This is a genomic window from Kitasatospora sp. NPDC059599 (genome assembly GCF_042735125.1).
Lineage (GTDB): Bacteria > Actinomycetota > Actinomycetes > Streptomycetales > Streptomycetaceae > Kitasatospora.
The window spans coordinates 4,777-19,664 of record NZ_JBHWCL010000030.1 but is presented as its reverse complement, the minus strand read 5'-3'; the positions used below and the strand labels follow the sequence as shown (position 1 = coordinate 19,664).

The following is a 14,888-nucleotide window of genomic DNA, read 5'->3' as shown; positions in this document are numbered from 1 at the left end:
CTCGGGCGCCCGCTCCGGTGCCGGGGGCGGTTGCTACCGCTGGGGGCGGGCGGGGCCCGGGAGCCCGGTGAGGAAGGCGTGGGCCTGGGCGCGGAGGTCGTCGACCGGCGGGTCCTCGCAGATCACCTCCAGGCCCAGCGCGGTGGTCTGCCCCCAGTGGAAGTAGGACTGGTAGGCGAGGTACGGGCGGTGACCGTCGCTGGGGTCGAGGCCGACGGCGAAGGTGGCGTAGTGGGTGAACTCGCGTTTGTCGTGGATGACTTCGGTCTGCGAGAGCTGCCATTCGCATTCGTACGGTTCGGGTTCGGCGGGCAGGTCCAGCAGCGCCTGGGCGAGCCGGCGGACCTCGTCCGGGCCGGCGAAGGGGAGCGACTCGGATCCGACGGGTGTGCCGGCGAACAGCTGCCACTCGCGGCCGTTGTGGCTGACGGTCAGTGCCCACGGGCCGTTCAGGTCGCGCCAGTGGCAGTGGAGGGTCAGGTCCATGGTGGTCAACCTCCCTGTGGTCCTCGGCTGTTCGTGGTCCATCATCGCGGCACACCGGGGGGCGGAGGGAAGTCGGGTGTGAGCCGTTCTCGGGCCCGTTGCCAGGCGTCCCGCAGCGGGCGGTGGTCGAGGACCGTGATGCCGTGCTCGGCGACGAGGCGACGAGGCGGCGGGCACCGGGGGAGACCAGGAAGTCGTCGTCGGTGCGACGGACCCGCCAACCGTCGTTCGGGGCGGCGGGGTTCGGGCCGGCCAGGGTGGGGTGCAGCGCCCATTCGGTCAGACCCGGGCGCAGGGCGGCGAGCAGGCGGGCGTAGTGGGCGGGCTTGTCGTTCAGCGGGACGGTGAAGCCGTCGAGGAAGGCGTGGTCCACGACGGGAAGTCCTTGCTCGCGCAGTCGGCCCGGCGGGGGCGGCTGCCGGACCCGTACCGCCAGGCCGTACTCGCCGCTGAGGGCGAGGGCGAGGGCGAGGGTGAGGATGTCTCACGGCCGCCGCCGGTGAGGCAGTGGAAGTCGAGGTGGGTCGGGGAGAGGCCGGCCGCCGCCGCGTCGATGCGGGCGCGGAACTCGCGCTCGACGTGGTCGAGCCGGGCGCGGGCGGGCAGTTCGGCCCGTCCGGCGGGCGTGGGGGCGAAGAACCCGCCGTCGTCGGTGAGCAGGGACGGCACCTGGTCGCAGGCGGACAGCGGGCCCCAGCGCAGATGCGGTGCCTCGCAGACCGGCGTGAGCTGGACGCCGAACGGCACCTCCGGGTGCTGCCGCAGCAGGCGGAGCGCGTGCGGGGCGGCGGCGCACGGGGTCATCAGGCTGCCGGAGGCGTCGATGCCGGTCCGGACGGCGGCGATGCCGGTCCGGACGGCGTCGATCACGGCGAGGTTGACGGACTCGTCCGGACCGAGGTCGTCGCAGGTGAGCGGGAGGAGGCGGGCATCGGGTGGGTCCCGAGGCGGGGACCGGTGGGTGGGCGCGGGCACGAGGGAAGTCTGCGACGGGGGTCCGGGCGGGCGTGCGGGGTCTTCGTGCGGGGCTCGCGGCTGGGGGTTGCGCGTCGGGGGGTTCGCGGCCGGGGGTTCGCGTCCGGGGCCTCCGGTCGGATGCCGGTCGATGGGGCGAGGGACGGGTCAGTCGGTGGGGGCGGGAGCCGGGTGCCAGGGGCGGTCGGGGCGGGTGACGACCGGGGCGGAGGTGAGACGTAGCCCGTACACCTCGTGGTCGGTGGCCTCGTACGGGATCCGGCCGAGGTACTCGTGGCCGGTGAGGTGGCACCAGGCGGGCAGGTCGAGCGGGGCGGCGGGGTCGGTGGTGTGGATGTGGACCACCGCGCCGGCCGGGAGGTGCGCGATCCGGGCGCGCAGGCGGAGCAGGAGCTGGACGCAGAGCAGGCCGGTGCCGTCGACGGTGAGGTCGGGGGTGGTGGCGACCGGCGTGTTCGGGTCGGCGGGGTCGTTCGGGGCGTTCGGGTCGGTCGGGTCGGTCGTGGGGGCGGTGCGGTCGGGGGCGGTCATCGCGGGGTCTCCTGGGTGATGCGCCAGAGGCGGCGGGGCAGCTCGCCCTCGTCGAAGGGGTGGACGTCGGTGAGGTGCCGGCCTGCGGCGAGCGCGTCCACCAGCTCGCGGGAGAAGAAGTGGACGGCGAAGCCGCCGTGTTCCCAGACGTCGTCGCCGTGGCCGGTGCCGGCGCCGCAGTGGGCGTCGCCGGTGTGCCGGACGGTGTGGACGAAGGCGCCGTCGGGGCGCAGGACGCGGCGGACCTCGGCGACGAGTGCCTCGATCTCCCGGGTCGAGAGCGCCATGCAGAGCAGCATGTGCGCGAAGACCGCGTCGACGGAGGCGTCGGGGAGGGGCAGCGGGTCGCGGGCGTCGTGGGCGGTGACGGCGAGCCGGTCGGCCAGGCCCTGGTCCGCGGCGGCGGTGCGCAGTTGCTGCAGGCCGGTCGGGCTGAAGTCGGTGGCCGGCACGGGGAAGCCCGCGCGGGCGAAGTGGAGCGCGTCGCGGCCGTGCCCGGCGCCGAGCTCCAGCACCTCGCGGGCGCCGGCGGTGGCGAAGGCCTCGGCGGCGTACCGGGCGGGGGCGGAGGGATGCTCGCCGTACATCCCGGGGTTGTCGGCGTGGGTCCGCTGCCAGTGCGCGCGCTGGGTGTCGGCGAGGGCGGGCTCCCGGCCGGGCGGGGTGCCGGGGGTGTGGGTCATGGCGGTGCCCTTCGCGGCGGTGCGGGCGGTGCGGGCGGTGCTGGTTCAGCGTAGGGCGCGGGGTGTCCGGTGGGGTGTCGGGGGCCGTTCCGGGCGCTCGGAGGCGGGCCGGGTGGTGTGCCGCTCAGTCAAGCCGGTCACCCGAGCCGGTCACCCGAGCCGGTCAGCCGAGCCGCGTGCCGGGGGCGGTGCCGCCGGCCCGGGTGAGCAGGGCCGACAGGTGGCCGAGGTCCTGGGGGCTCCACCGTTCGGCCGCGAAGTGGTCGGCGGCGACCTGGCGGGCGGTGTGCAGCATCTCGGCGAGCCGCTCGCGGCCGGTCGGGGTGAGAGCGGCGTACGCGACCCGTGCGTCGCGGGCCGCGGTCTCGCGGGTGACCAGGCCGATCCGCTCCAGCGGCGCGAGGCCGCGGGTCACGCCGGAGGCGGTGAGGCCGAGGGCGTCGGCGAGGTCGACCCGGCGCATCCGGGCGCCGGGGGCCTGGGCGAGGTGCAGCAGCACGGTGAAGTCGGAGAGGCTGACGCCGTGCAGGCTGCTGAGGCTCGCGTCGAACCGCTTGACCACGGCTGCCTGGGCGCGGACCAGTCGTAGGGCGGTCTCCAGCGGGTCGGCGCCCGGGACCGGACCTGATGGCGCCGTCGTCGGCTCCGCTGACGGCTCGGTGGTCGGTGCGGTCGCCGGCGCTGATGCCGGTCGTGCTGTCGGCTCTGTCATTTGCCACCTCCTTGACCACTCAAGCATAGCTCGGCGAAGAGTCGTCAAGGAGGTGGGGGAGGGGGAGGGGGCCGGTCGGTCAGTGGGCGGTGCCGGCGGCGCGGCGCTGTCGTTTGCCGAGGGGTGCCTGGGAGAGGTCCTCGGCCTGGGAGCGGAGGTTCTTGTGGCCGTAGCCGCGCTCGGCCAGCCAGTCGCGCGCTGCCTGCTCGGCCCGCTCGGTGGCCTCCAGGATGTCCTCCTCGGCCTCGCCGCCGTCGAGGAAGCGGAAGGTGAAGGCGGCCCGCGCGGAGAGGTCGTAGCTGAGGTGGCCTTCGCGGGTGAAGGCCGCGTGCAGGACGTCGTGCTCGGGCGCGGCGGCGAGGAGCTCGGCGCGCTGCCCGTCGGTGAGGCCGTCGAAGACGCCACGCACCATGATGCGGAAGGTTCGGGTGGTCATCCCCCGACGATAGGCAGGAGGGGTCGCCGACCGCCAACGTGATTTCCGGGCGTCGGCGGTCGGCGGCCCCTCGGCTTGGCGACGGACCTCAGCCGTGGACGCCCAGTTGGGCGAGCAGGGCGGTGTTGTCCTCGATGTGCCAGTCCTCGACGATCCGGTCGGTGCCGACGTGCAGGATGTCGATGGCGTTGAACTCGACGGCCTGGCCGCGGCCGTGGACACCGTCGAAGGTTCCGGTGAAGTGGCCGCGGAAGACCAGCCTCGCGGTGATCTCGTCACCGGTGACCAGGACGTCGGACAGCTCGCAGGTCAGGTCCGGAACGGCGGTGCGGAAGGTGCGCGAGGCGAGCGCCGGGCCCGCCGGGCCCTGCGGACGGCCCGGAGGCAGGGTGTTGTCCCGGAACCGCGGACTGATCGCCGCGTCCAGGTACTGCTGCTGTCCGGTGTTCCAGAACGTGTACAACTGCTGGGCCAGGTGGACCTCCTGTGCCGCGCGCCGGGCGCCGATCGAACGGTCCACCGTGAGCGCCTTCGGCTGGACCAGACCGGGTGAGCGGTCGACCAGGCGCTCCGGCCAGGCGTGCGGGACGGGGTGGCGCCCGGCGTCGTGGACGGGCGCGGCCGCGGCGGTGCCGCCCGCCAGTGCGGCCAGCGCGGCGGCGACGGCGGCGGTGCGGGTCAGGGCGCGGGGACGGACCGCTCCCCGGGGTCGGGTCTCAGACAAGGCGACCGCCCCCGTCGACGTGCAGCACGGTGCCGGTGACGTACGGGTTGTCGATCGCGTAGCGCACGGCCCTGACCAGGTCCTCGGTGCTGCCCACGCGACGGGCCGGATTGCGCTCGGCGACGCCCCGCAGGAACGCCTCCTTGTCGGCACCGAGGCCGTCCCAGGAACCGGTGTCGACGATGCCGGGGGACACCGCGTTGACCCGGACCGGCGCGATCTCCACCGCCAGCGCCTGCACCAGGAAGGCGAGCGCGCCGTTGGTCGTGGCCATCACCGTGCGGCCGGGCGCCGGACGCCAGGCGGCCACACCGGAGAAGAACGTGAACGAGCCGCTCCCGGAGACCCGGTCGGCCAGGTGCTTGGCCAGCAGCATCGGCCCGATCACCTTCGCCGAGAACGCCCGCTGTACATCGGCTGCGTCGAGGTCCCGCAGCGGGCCGTTGGCCGGCATCGCGGCGGTGGACACCAGGTGGTCGAACCGGCCGACCCGGGCCGCGAGTTCGGCGATCGACCGCTCGTCCGCCAGGTCGACCGCGAGCACCTCGGACGGCCCGGACAGCTCACCGGCCGTCCACTCCAGCTTGCGCGGGTCCGGACCGGCCAGCACGAGCTCGGCACCGGCGGCCGAAGCGGCCTTGGCGAGTGCCCGCCCGGTGTGCGAACCCGCGCCGACCACGACGAGGCGTCGGCCCTTGAGAGAACTGTCATCGGACATGAGGGTGCTCCTTGGTGGCAGAGGGGGGATCGGCCGCCTGTCGCGTACTGTTGCGGCCACACCACGACCCTCTCCTGAGCTGGTGTGATGAGTCCAAGGCTTGTTTTCTACGGCAGCGATAAAATCCGTTCATGGCAACGCTTCGGCAGTTCCAGTACCTGGTCACGGTGGTCGACACCGGCTCCTTCACCCGTGCGGCCGAGCAACTGCACGTCACCCAGCCCGCGCTCTCCCACCAGATGCGGGCCCTGGAGAAGGCCGTCGGCGGACCGCTGCTCGAACGCCTGCCGCGCTCCGTGCGGCTCACCCCGATGGGCCGGGCGGTCCTGCCGCACGCCCGTGCCGCGCTCGCCGAGGCCGACCGCCTGCACACGGTGGCCCGGCGTACGGCCGGACTGGAGGAGGGCGAGCTGGAGGTCGCGGCCATCTACTCCGTCAGCCTCGGCATCCTGCCGCCCGTCCTGCGCGTCTGGCGCCGACGGCACCCCGGTGTCCGGATCCGGCTGCGCGAGTACCCGCACGCCGACCGCCTCCAGGCCGCGATGGCCGCCGGCCACGCCGACGTCGCCATCGGACCCGGGCCGGCCGACTGGGACGGTCCGATCCGCGAACTCGGCGTCGAGGAGTTCGCCGTCGTCCTGCCCGCCGACGACCCGCTGGCCGACAGCCCCACCGGTACGGTCGCGCTGGCCGGACTCGCCGACCGCGCCTGGGTCCACTACGCCCCCGACAACGGCCTCGCCGACCTGCTCGACCGTGTCGCGGCCCGGGCCGGCTTCCACCCCCGGGCGGCCGTCCGCGCCGAACAGACCTCCGCCGCACCGCTGCTGGCCGCGGCCGGCCTCGGCCCGGCCCTGGTGCCCGCCAACATCGTCCCGGCGCACTTCGACGGCGTCGTGCTCCGCCCGGACCCGCCGATCCGCCGGACCCTCACCGCCTACACCCGCACCCGCCCCGACCCACTCACCGTGGCCTTCGCCGACCTGCTCGCCGAGCAGGCCCGCGTCAACCCCGGCCTGCCTGCGGCCGGGCCGGTGTGCGACTGACGGGGGTGCGGGTGACGGGGAAGGCGGGCGGCGGGCGGCGTGGGTGTGACGCTGCCGGAGGGCCGTGCGGCCGTGAGGCGCGGGGCCGTGAGGCGCGGGGCTGGGGTGGACGGTGAGGTGACGGGCGGATGAGCGCGATGGCGGCGGGGTGGCGCGACCCCCGGCGGGCCGCACGGATGTGACGCCGGGCCGATTGCCTGTGGGCGGCGCGGATGCGGACCACGGTGGAGACTCCCTTCTCCGGCGGCTCGGACGGCCGCCGTTCGGTGACTCCAAGAGTGGTCGCCCGGGCCTCGATCGTGCATGTGCCGATCGGCAGGAATCAGGGGGAACGTCACCGGGCTGCCCTGCCGATGGGCACCCCTGAGCCGAGGGAATCCGTGTCCGGAGAACCCGTGTCCGGAGAACTCGTGTCCGGAGAACCCGTGCCCGGGAACACCCTTCGCGAGGGGCCCGTTCCCGGGGCCCACACCCCCGGGACCCGGCGAACGACCGAGTCCGTCCGCCGTGCGCCCCGCAGGGGCCGCGTGCCGCCGTGCGCCCCGTCCGGGTACGGGTCGCGGAGCCCGGTCGGTGCACCGGGCGGTGCCCCGACCGGGGAGGGGTCTCCGAGCGCGCTACACCCGTACCGGGAGGCGGGTGCAGACAGCGCCGGTGGCGAGTGCGGCGGGTTCGGCCGCGAGCGTGGCGAGGGTGAAGGCGGTGGTGAGGGCGCTGACGGCGCGGGTCTCGCGAATCAGGTAGTGGTTGGCGCCCGGGATCTCGTAGCGGGCGAGGTCCGGGACGACCGGCCGGGCGCGCAGCGCGTACTCCAGCGACTGGGTGGCGTTGGCCGCGCTGCGGTCGCCGGTGCCGTGGACGATCAGCACCCGGCGTCCGGCCAACTGGTCGACCGGGTCGCCGCTGGGCAGCCAGGGGGCGATTCCGGCGACGCCGGCGACGGAGGGGTGACCGGCGCACCAGAAGGCGGCGCGTCCGCCGAGCGAGTTGCCGATCAGGACCACCGGTGCGCCGTCGTACCGCCGGGCGAGTTCGTCGAGCGCCCAGTGGGTGTCGACGGCGGTGTCGGCGTCGTCGCCGTTCCAGCCGCTGTAGCGGTAGCGCAGCAGGTGCACGGCGAGGCCGTGCGGCCGGCCGCGTTCGGTGAGCTCGCCGGCCAGCTCCCGCAGGCCCAGCTCGGCGACCTTCAACGGCCCCCGGCGGCTGCGGAGGAACCCGCCGGGCAGCAGCAGGGCGACGCCGTTGACCGGCTCGTCCCCCTGTCGCGGGGTCAGCTCTGGTGTGCGCGGACGGTGCGCTCGGAACACGCGTGATCCTCCCTGGTGTGGACGGTCGGATTCTACGGTTCCGGTGACGGGTCGCGGTGCGCGAGCAGGGACCACGGCACCCAGCCGGTGACCCGGGTGGGCGTCACCATGACCTGGGCCCGGCGGGTGCCGAGCGGTGAGGTCCAGGTGTCCACGACCTCCACCACGTCCCCGCCCACCGGCCGGCTCCGATCTCGGGCGACCGTTCGCCGCCCGGTGTGACCGCCGTCGGGACGAGCAGGATCGCCAGGGAGATCACCGCCGCCGTCGCCCGGCCGATCACGGCCACGGCCACGGGAGCCTCGGTGCGACGCCGTGCACGGGTGATGGCGCAGGTGTGAGGAGCAGGGGAGTCACGTACAACAGAACGAGCCGCCCCTGCGGGCGCGTACTGCCGGGTGGCGAGGCTCACCCGGTCGGGTGATCAAGGGGCCGGGGTGCGGCGGATCCGCGTCGCGGGTCGAGCCTTCCCCGTCCTCAACTGGGCTGTCGACCAAGGCTGTTGGTGTGATCCCCGGCGGGCGGCGGGCGGCGGGCGGCGGGCGGCGGGCGGCGGGCCGGTGAGCGGGTCGGCGGGTCCGCGGCGGGTCGGCGGTGGGGCCGGCCGGCGGTCGGGTGCCCGTCAGGCGGACGCCAGGACGCGCTCCAGTGCCGCCCTGCCCGCCGGACCCCAGGTCGGCTGACCGCCGGGCAGGCCGCGCTCCCAGGCCAGGCCGACGGAGATCAGCGAGAGGGCGCAGAGCAGCGCCCGGCCGCGGGCCCGGCGGACCGTCGCCCGGTCGACGGGGCCGTAGGCGTCGAAGAGCCGCGTTGCCGAGCCGACGGGCAGGAGGACCCAGGCGGCGGCGAGGTCGGCGGCCGGGTCGCCGGTGGAGAGGTCCCCGAAGTCGAGCACGCCGGAGAGGGTGCCGTCGGTGACCACGACGTTGGCGGGGTGCAGGTCGCCGTGCAGCCAGAGCCGCGGGCCCCGGTACTCGGGCGCGGAGCTCGCGTCCTTCCACAGTGACCGGACCGATGGGGAGTCGGCGGCGAGGCCGGCGGGTCCGAGGATCCGGATCCGGTGGTCGAACAGGTCTTGTTCCTCGGCGAGGGGCGTGCCGCGGCCGGTGCCGGGCGGGGCGTCGGCCGGGGCGGGGCGGTGCAGGGCCAGGAGGAAGCGGGCCAGGGTGTCGGCGGCGTGCGCGGGGCGGGTGATGGCGGCGCGGTCGCTCGGCTCGCCCGGGATCCAGGTGGTGACGGCCCACGGGCGGGGGAAGCGCTCGGACGGCGTGCCCGCCCGCAACGGCCGGGGGACCGGGAGCGGGAGGTCGGGGGCGAGTCGGGGGAGCCAGTGCAGTTCCTTGCGCAGCAGTTCCGACGCGCGCCCGGTGCACGGCACCCGGACGGCGAACTCGTCGCCGAGCCGCCAGAGTTGGTTGTCCCAGCCGCCGGTGACCGGGTGCAGCGGGAGTGCGGCGAGGTCCGGGTGCTGTTCCTGGAGCAGGGCGCGGACGGTCGGGGCGTCGAGGGTGGTTCGGGTGGGGGCTGCGGGCTGCTCCGGCGCAGTGTCCCCGCTGTCCCTGCTGTCCCCGGTGTTGCCGGTGTCCCTGCTGTCGCCGGTGTTGCCGCGGTCGGGCTGGGCGGGGTCGCTCATCGGTGACTCCCCTCGGCGGTGGAGCGCGACAGTTTAGCCGGAGGGGGAGCGGTAAGCCGTGGACCCGGCGCGGACCCGGTCGGCGGGACGGGGTTCGGGGCGACGGCGGGGCCGCGGTGGCCGGAGAGGCTGGGGTGGTCGGCGGGGCCGGGGTGGTGGGGATGGGGGGAGTGGCGGATGTGGACGGAAGCGGATGGAAGTGAAGGGCCACGATTGGCCCGTGCTGGTCCGGCGCCGGGACCGCAGGAGGATTCGTGACGAACGCCTGATTCCGCGCCTCTCATGTGCAGGTGATGGCCGGGGTTTTCCCTGCTCTTTGTTTCGGATCATGGTGGGGCTCTGCGACGATCCGGTGATCGTCGTTCTGTCGCGGTGGGCGGCGCGTCGCAGGGGAGAGACCGGCATGGCCGTTGGGCCCGAGGACAGCGTGGTCCGGGCGGGGTGGGGTGTCAGGTCCGCCTGGAACAAGGAGACCTGGATGGTGGTCTCCGGCGGTGTGCTGGGAGCCATGTTCGCGACCATGGGGCTGGCGGTGCTGTTCGGGCCCGGGAACGGGTTCGGCGGCGACAGCCTCGCCTATATGGGCATCATCAGCATCCTCGGGCTGATGCCGTGCGGTGCGGGCTTCGTCTGGGCACTGATCCACCCCCGGCGCGGGCTTCCGTCGGCAGCCCTGGGGGCACTGCTGGGGTTCGGAATATTCGTCCTCTTCGCCGGTGACGGCCTCAACGACTCCTGGAAGGCGCCACTGGACCGCCCGTCCACGACCCGCGCGCTGGGCAGTTGGACGGCGGGAGGCCTGGTCGTGCGGGTCCGGCCGGATCTGGTGGTGGCGTACCGCAGTGGCACCGGCGCCGTCGTCTGGCGCTGGTCGCCGCCGGGGAACGACTCGGTGTGCGCGATGAGCCGGGGGATCGGGCAGGGCGGGACCGGGCCGGGCGGGGCGGGACAGCCCGGGGCGGGACAACCCGGGGCGGGACAACCCGGGGCCGGGCAGGACGGTGCCGCGACCGGCGGCGTCGGGCTGATCGGCCACTCGCCGCACGACAAGCCCTGCGCGGCGGTGACCGCGCTCGACCTCGTCGACGGCCGTGAGGGCTGGACCGCCGCCGTCGACGCGCCCGCCCGGGACGGGGACGCGGCCGCACCGGACGTGGTCGTCGTCGCCGGACAGCAGGCCGTCCTGCAGGAGAAGGGCGGCTGGCGGGCGGTGCGGCTGACCGACGGCGGGGCCGTGTGGCGCACCGCGGTCGACGCCGGCTGCTCCCCGCTGCAGGTCGCGGGCGGGGCGGCGGATGTGGTGGCGGTGGCGCAGTGCGGCGAGGCGCCGCCGGTCCTGCGGTCGCTGGTGGCCGCGGACGGGCAGGAACGGTCGCGGATCGCGCTGCCGGTGGAGGGCGGGCTGAAGAACCTCGCGGTGGTGTCGGTCGACCCGCTCGCGGTGTGGGTGGACGCCCAGGGCGAGCGCGGGACGCACGCCGTGCTCAGCTACGACCGGGCCGGGCGGCCGCGGGCGTCGATCCCGGTCTCCGGGGAGGAGTACGACCTGGACGTCATGCTGGGCGGGCTGCACGCCTTCGACGAGTTCGATGCCCGGCCGCTGTTCGGCGGGGTGGTCGTGGGGGACCTGTTCATCGTGCCGGGGGAGAAGCCCGGGGACGTCAGCATCAGCGGCGGCAAGCACCCGAGTCGCAGCGCGACCGGGCGGCTGGTGGCCTACTCGCTCGTGGACGGCGGGCAGCGCTGGACGGCGGGGCTGGACGACCAGGTCACCGGCCTGGTGGTGGACGGGACGGCAGTGTGGGCGATGACCCGCACCAGGATCACCCGGGTCGACACCGCGACGGGACGGCGGAGCGCGGAGATGGACGTGAACGGGACGGCGTCGCTGTACCCGGTCGACCTGTCGGCGTCGGGGCCCGGGCGGTTCACGGTGGTGGCGGAGGACGGCACCCGGGACGAGCCGCCGGTGCGCGGGATGGGCTGAGCGTCGGACGTTCCGTCGCCACCCGCACGGGCCGCACCCGCGCCCGCACGAGCCCGCGCACCCGGACCCGCACCCGCACGCGCACCCGGACCCGTACCCGGACCCGCACCCGCACCCGCACGCGCAGCGGCCGGGAGTGCGGCTGCGGCCCGTCCTACCGGGGGGCGTCGCGGAAGCCCGGATAGCCCAGGATGAAGACCTTCTCGGCCGGGTTCCGGACGTAGGGGATCACCTTGCCGGTGTCCTCGAAGCCGAGCCGCCGGTAGAAGGCCAGCGCGCGCCCGTTGCTCTCGTTGACGCCGAGGGTCAGCCACCGCACGTCGATGTGGTCGCGCGCGTGGCGGATGGTTGCGTTCACCAGGTCGGCGGCGGGGCCGGCGGCACCGCGGTGCGCCGGGGCGACGTAGACGGCGTGGACGTGCGCGGTGTCGGGGACGTGCGGGATGGGTTCGACGCCGGCGATCCCGACCACGGCGCCGTGGTCGTCACGGACCGTGAAGGTGGCGCAGTCCCCGGAGGTGGCCTCGGCGGCGGCGTGCTGCTGCCAGTAGCCGTCGGGGCGGGCGGCCGCGTCGGCGTAGGACAGGCTGAAGGCGTCGGGGGAGTCCCGGAGCGCCTCCAGGGTGATCTCGCGGAGTTCCCGCCATTCCTCGGCGGCGATCCGGCGTACGGCGTAGTGCATGCGTCGAGCCTGGCACGGTCGCCGGGCGGCGGGATCACGCGTGAGGATGATCTTCGGCCCGATCCCGCCCCGGTCCTCGGCCGGACCCCGGGTTCGGCCCCGGTCCCGTCCCGGTCCCGTCCCGGTCCTCGGCCCGGTCCTGGGTTCTGCCGTCTTGACGGCCTGCATGACGGCCTGCATGACGGCCCGCATCACGGCCCCCGCGCACCTCCCGGAGGCCCGGTGGCGGGGTACCGCAGCCGCCCGGACCGGCGGATCTGAGCCTTCCAGGCGGTTGTGTCAGGCTGGTGGGGGAGCACCGCAGAGATCGGGAGGCTCGTGATGGCCGAGATCAGGGTGAACGGGGTGGCGCTGCACTACGAGGTCCGCGGCGAGGGACCCGGCGTCGTCCTGGTGCACGGCTCGTGGAGCGACGGGGACTCCTGGGCGCGGGTGGTTCCGGGCCTGGCGGAGTCCGCCACCACCGTCGTCTACGACCGCCGGGGGCACAGCCGCAGCGAGGACCCGCTCACCCAGGGTTCGGTGTACGAGGACGCGGCCGACCTGGCCGGGCTGATCCGGGAGCTCGGCCTCGCCCCGGCCTTCGTCTACGGCGACTCCTACGGCGCGCTGGTCACCCTCCGGCTCGCCTCCGCCATTCCCGACCTGCTCCGGGGGATCGCCGTGCACGAGCCGCCCGGCACCGGCATCCTGCTCGCCGACCCCGACCTGCGCCCGATCGGCACGGCCTTCGCCGACCGGATCGCCGCCGTCCGGGAGTTGCTGGAGCAGGCCGAGTCGGCCGCGGCCGCCGAACTGTACGTGGACAGCCTCGCCTACGGACCGGGCGCGTGGGAGCAGTTGCCCGCGCCCATCCGGCACACCTACATCCGCAACGCGCCCACCTACCTGGACGAACTGCGCGACCCGGACGCGCTCGACCTCGACCTCACCGGACTGGCTCGCTTCACCGACCCGGCGCTGCTCACGCAGAGCGACGACAGCGCGCCGATGTTCGGCGAGGTGCTCGACCTCATCGACCTCGCGCTGCCGAAGGCGGAGCGGCACCTGTACCCGGGCGGCGGCCACGCCCCGCACCTGTCGCGGCCGGAGGACTGGGTGCGGGTGGTCCTTCCGCGCGTGCTGGCGTGACGGACCGCGCCGCGGCGCGCGGGAAGCGAGCCGCTGCCCGTACGAGGCGGTCCGCCGCGGGCCCGGGTCGAGCCGCTGCCCGTACGAGGCGGTCCGCGCCCTGGCCGTTCCGGCCACGACCGATCGGGGCGGTTTCGTCCGCCTTCCGGGGGACCAGGATTCGACCCTGGACGAATCCCGGTGCCCGTGCTCGCCATCGAAGTCTCCCGGGGCGCAGGCTACTTCCGTGACCGCGTCAGTACGGACGCGGTGCGAGCGGAAGGACGAACATGACGAGCACGCGCGGCCGTTTCGCCGCCCTGCTGGGTGCCGTCGCGGTGGTCGCCGGAACCACCCTGGCCACCCCCGCCGTCGCCTCCGGCGGCCCCGCCGCCGATGTCGTTGCCGCGGCCGACCAGGCCGGACCCGGCGGCGGGATCACCGGGCAGGCGCCCTGCCCGGACGCACCCGAGTTCACCTGCGGGACCCTCACCGTCCCGCTCGACCACAGCGGCGCCACCCCCGGCACCCTCGACCTCGCGGTGGCCGTCACCGGCAACACCAAGGCCCCCAAGGGCGACCTGCTGTTCCTCACCGGCGGCCCCGGCCAGCCCGGTGTCCCGCTGATGAAGCGGATCGCGGGCAAGATGGAGCCCGTCCTGAAGGACTACCGCCTGGTCATGTACGACCAGCGCGGCACCGGAGGCGGCGCGCTCCAATGCCCGGGCCTCCAGGAGGACATGGGCTCCTCCGACCTCTCCGCGCCCCGCAAGCAGTCCATCGCCGACTGCGCCGCCACCCTCGGCCCGAACGCCCGCCACTACGGCACCGCGGACACCGTCGCCGACATCGACCTGCTGCGCCGCGCCCTCGGCGACCGGCGCCTCACCCTGGACGGCGTCTCCTACGGCACCTTCGTCGCCGAACGCTACGCCCTCGCCCACCCGGCGCACGTGGCCAGGCTGGTGCTCGACTCGGTGGTGCCGCAACAGGGTTACGACCCCTTGGACCTGGCCGCACTGCCCGCCAGCGCCCGCGTCCTGCGCGCCGCCTGCCAGGCCACCGGCTGCACCACCGACCCGGCCGCCGACCTCGCCGCCACCGTCCGGCAGTACGGCAACGGGGCGCAGATCCTGGACGCCCTCACCAGCTACGAGTTCACCGACCCGAACTACGGCGGTGTCGCGCAGGCCCTGCACGAGGCCGCCGCCGGGCAGCCAGCCAAACTCCAGGCCTTCATCGACACCGTCCACCAGGGCGACGCCGCCCCCGCGAACCTGCTCAGCCAGGGACTGCACGCCGCCACGGTGTGCGCCGACTCGCACTTCCCGTGGGGCACCACCGACACCCCGGTCGCGGGACGCGCGACGGCGCTGGAGCGCACCCGGCAGCGGCTGACCGCCGAACAGACCTGGCCGTACGACCCGGCGACCGCGACCGGCCTCGGCAGCCTGCTGGTCTGCCTGGACTGGCCGCGCGAGCAGGTCCCGCCGACACCGCCGGCGCACCGCAAGCTGCCGAACGTGCCGGTGCTGCTGCTCGGCGGCGACCGGGACCTGTCCACGCCCAACGAATGGCTGTACCAGCAGGCCGAGTCGGCGCACGACCCGCAGATCGTGATCGTGCCCGGGGCGGCGCACTCGGTGCAGACCCGGGCGGCGAACCCGGCCGGACGGCAGGCCGTGTACGACTTCCTGCTGAAGTAACCGAAGTAACCGAAGCAGCCGAAGCAGCACGGGAGTTCGGGGAGTCGGCGGCGGTCCGTTCCGCACAGGGGACGGGACGGCCCGCCCCCCGCTCCGCGCCGCGGGCGGCCCCCGCCCCGCGGTCGCCCCCCCCCCCGCCCGGGTCGGGCAGG

General features: G+C 75.0%; 16 protein-coding genes. 4 read left to right on the top strand and 12 right to left on the bottom strand.

Annotation, left to right across the window (positions count from 1 at the left end):
- Positions 1-33: 33 nt before the first annotated feature.
- From ACFV04_RS13620 to ACFV04_RS13585, 8 genes are all read right to left on the bottom strand, one after another.
- Positions 34-486, bottom strand: coding sequence for a hypothetical protein (locus ACFV04_RS13620; protein ID WP_380529001.1), 453 nt, complete (start codon positions 484-486; stop codon positions 34-36).
- A gap of 333 nt (positions 487-819) precedes the next feature.
- Positions 820-1,461, bottom strand: coding sequence for a ChbG/HpnK family deacetylase (locus ACFV04_RS13615; RefSeq protein WP_380528999.1), 642 nt, complete (start codon positions 1,459-1,461; stop codon positions 820-822).
- Between the two features lie 147 nt (positions 1,462-1,608).
- Entirely contained in the window at positions 1,609-1,992 is a 384-nt protein-coding gene (locus ACFV04_RS13610) for a sulfurtransferase TusA family protein (protein WP_380528998.1), read from the bottom strand.
- Positions 1,989-2,675 carry a class I SAM-dependent methyltransferase gene (locus tag ACFV04_RS13605; RefSeq protein ID WP_380528997.1) on the bottom strand — a complete coding sequence of 229 codons (687 nt, stop codon included), beginning with the start codon at positions 2,673-2,675 and terminating at the stop codon, positions 1,989-1,991. Before ACFV04_RS13605 ends, ACFV04_RS13610 begins: the two co-directional genes overlap by 4 nt.
- A gap of 163 nt (positions 2,676-2,838) precedes the next feature.
- Positions 2,839-3,387, bottom strand: a complete 549-nt coding sequence (locus ACFV04_RS13600) for a MarR family transcriptional regulator (RefSeq protein WP_380528995.1) — start codon at positions 3,385-3,387, stop codon at positions 2,839-2,841.
- Between the two features lie 79 nt (positions 3,388-3,466).
- A complete protein-coding gene (locus ACFV04_RS13595) occupies positions 3,467-3,823 on the bottom strand; it encodes a DUF6204 family protein (protein ID WP_360261890.1) in 357 nt (118 codons plus the stop codon).
- An 88-nt stretch (positions 3,824-3,911) separates the two neighbouring features.
- Positions 3,912-4,547: an ester cyclase gene (locus ACFV04_RS13590; protein ID WP_380528992.1), complete on the bottom strand. Its 636-nt coding sequence runs from the start codon at positions 4,545-4,547 to the stop codon at positions 3,912-3,914.
- A complete protein-coding gene (locus tag ACFV04_RS13585; protein ID WP_380338536.1) occupies positions 4,540-5,265 on the bottom strand; it encodes an SDR family oxidoreductase in 726 nt (241 codons plus the stop codon). The genes ACFV04_RS13590 and ACFV04_RS13585 overlap by 8 nt, the downstream gene beginning before the upstream one ends.
- A gap of 131 nt (positions 5,266-5,396) precedes the next feature.
- Between ACFV04_RS13585 and ACFV04_RS13580 the strand changes: the two genes are divergently transcribed.
- Entirely contained in the window at positions 5,397-6,311 is a 915-nt protein-coding gene (locus tag ACFV04_RS13580; protein ID WP_380528990.1) for a LysR family transcriptional regulator, read from the top strand.
- Positions 6,312-6,928: 617 nt separating this feature from the next.
- Here ACFV04_RS13580 and ACFV04_RS13575 read toward each other — a convergent pair.
- From ACFV04_RS13575 to ACFV04_RS13565, 3 genes are all read right to left on the bottom strand, one after another.
- Entirely contained in the window at positions 6,929-7,618 is a 690-nt protein-coding gene (locus ACFV04_RS13575; RefSeq protein WP_380338542.1) for an alpha/beta hydrolase, read from the bottom strand.
- 32 nt (positions 7,619-7,650) lie between these two features.
- Complete coding sequence (locus tag ACFV04_RS13570; protein ID WP_380528988.1) at positions 7,651-7,797, bottom strand: hypothetical protein; 147 nt, start codon at positions 7,795-7,797, stop codon at positions 7,651-7,653.
- 443 nt (positions 7,798-8,240) lie between these two features.
- Positions 8,241-9,251: an aminoglycoside phosphotransferase family protein gene (locus ACFV04_RS13565; RefSeq protein ID WP_380528987.1), complete on the bottom strand. Its 1,011-nt coding sequence runs from the start codon at positions 9,249-9,251 to the stop codon at positions 8,241-8,243.
- Positions 9,252-9,654: 403 nt separating this feature from the next.
- Between ACFV04_RS13565 and ACFV04_RS13560 the strand changes: the two genes are divergently transcribed.
- Positions 9,655-11,238, top strand: coding sequence for a PQQ-binding-like beta-propeller repeat protein (locus tag ACFV04_RS13560; protein WP_380528985.1), 1,584 nt, complete (start codon positions 9,655-9,657; stop codon positions 11,236-11,238).
- 154 nt (positions 11,239-11,392) lie between these two features.
- On the opposite strand, the gene ACFV04_RS13555 is transcribed toward ACFV04_RS13560, so the two are convergent.
- Positions 11,393-11,920 carry a GNAT family N-acetyltransferase gene (locus ACFV04_RS13555; RefSeq protein WP_380338551.1) on the bottom strand — a complete coding sequence of 176 codons (528 nt, stop codon included), beginning with the start codon at positions 11,918-11,920 and terminating at the stop codon, positions 11,393-11,395.
- Positions 11,921-12,241: 321 nt separating this feature from the next.
- Between ACFV04_RS13555 and ACFV04_RS13550 the strand changes: the two genes are divergently transcribed.
- Both ACFV04_RS13550 and ACFV04_RS13545 read left to right on the top strand, forming a co-directional pair.
- Positions 12,242-13,051, top strand: coding sequence for an alpha/beta fold hydrolase (locus tag ACFV04_RS13550; RefSeq protein WP_380338554.1), 810 nt, complete (start codon positions 12,242-12,244; stop codon positions 13,049-13,051).
- Positions 13,052-13,320: 269 nt separating this feature from the next.
- Positions 13,321-14,736, top strand: a complete 1,416-nt coding sequence (locus ACFV04_RS13545) for an alpha/beta hydrolase (protein WP_380528983.1) — start codon at positions 13,321-13,323, stop codon at positions 14,734-14,736.
- The last annotated feature ends 152 nt before the right edge of the window (positions 14,737-14,888 follow it).

Coding starts and splice junctions, on each gene's coding strand:
- ACFV04_RS13600 (WP_380528995.1), bottom strand. CDS start 3,387: ATGACAGAGCCGACAGCACGACCGGCATCAGCGCCGGCGACCGCACCG.
- ACFV04_RS13580 (WP_380528990.1), top strand. CDS start 5,397: ATGGCAACGCTTCGGCAGTTCCAGTACCTGGTCACGGTGGTCGACACC.
- ACFV04_RS13545 (WP_380528983.1), top strand. CDS start 13,321: ATGACGAGCACGCGCGGCCGTTTCGCCGCCCTGCTGGGTGCCGTCGCG.
- ACFV04_RS13550 (WP_380338554.1), top strand. CDS start 12,242: ATGGCCGAGATCAGGGTGAACGGGGTGGCGCTGCACTACGAGGTCCGC.
- ACFV04_RS13585 (WP_380338536.1), bottom strand. CDS start 5,265: ATGTCCGATGACAGTTCTCTCAAGGGCCGACGCCTCGTCGTGGTCGGC.
- ACFV04_RS13610 (WP_380528998.1), bottom strand. CDS start 1,992: ATGACCGCCCCCGACCGCACCGCCCCCACGACCGACCCGACCGACCCG.
- ACFV04_RS13560 (WP_380528985.1), top strand. CDS start 9,655: ATGGCCGTTGGGCCCGAGGACAGCGTGGTCCGGGCGGGGTGGGGTGTC.
- ACFV04_RS13620 (WP_380529001.1), bottom strand. CDS start 486: ATGGACCTGACCCTCCACTGCCACTGGCGCGACCTGAACGGCCCGTGG.
- ACFV04_RS13605 (WP_380528997.1), bottom strand. CDS start 2,675: ATGACCCACACCCCCGGCACCCCGCCCGGCCGGGAGCCCGCCCTCGCC.
- ACFV04_RS13595 (WP_360261890.1), bottom strand. CDS start 3,823: ATGACCACCCGAACCTTCCGCATCATGGTGCGTGGCGTCTTCGACGGC.
- ACFV04_RS13565 (WP_380528987.1), bottom strand. CDS start 9,251: ATGAGCGACCCCGCCCAGCCCGACCGCGGCAACACCGGCGACAGCAGG.
- ACFV04_RS13555 (WP_380338551.1), bottom strand. CDS start 11,920: ATGCACTACGCCGTACGCCGGATCGCCGCCGAGGAATGGCGGGAACTC.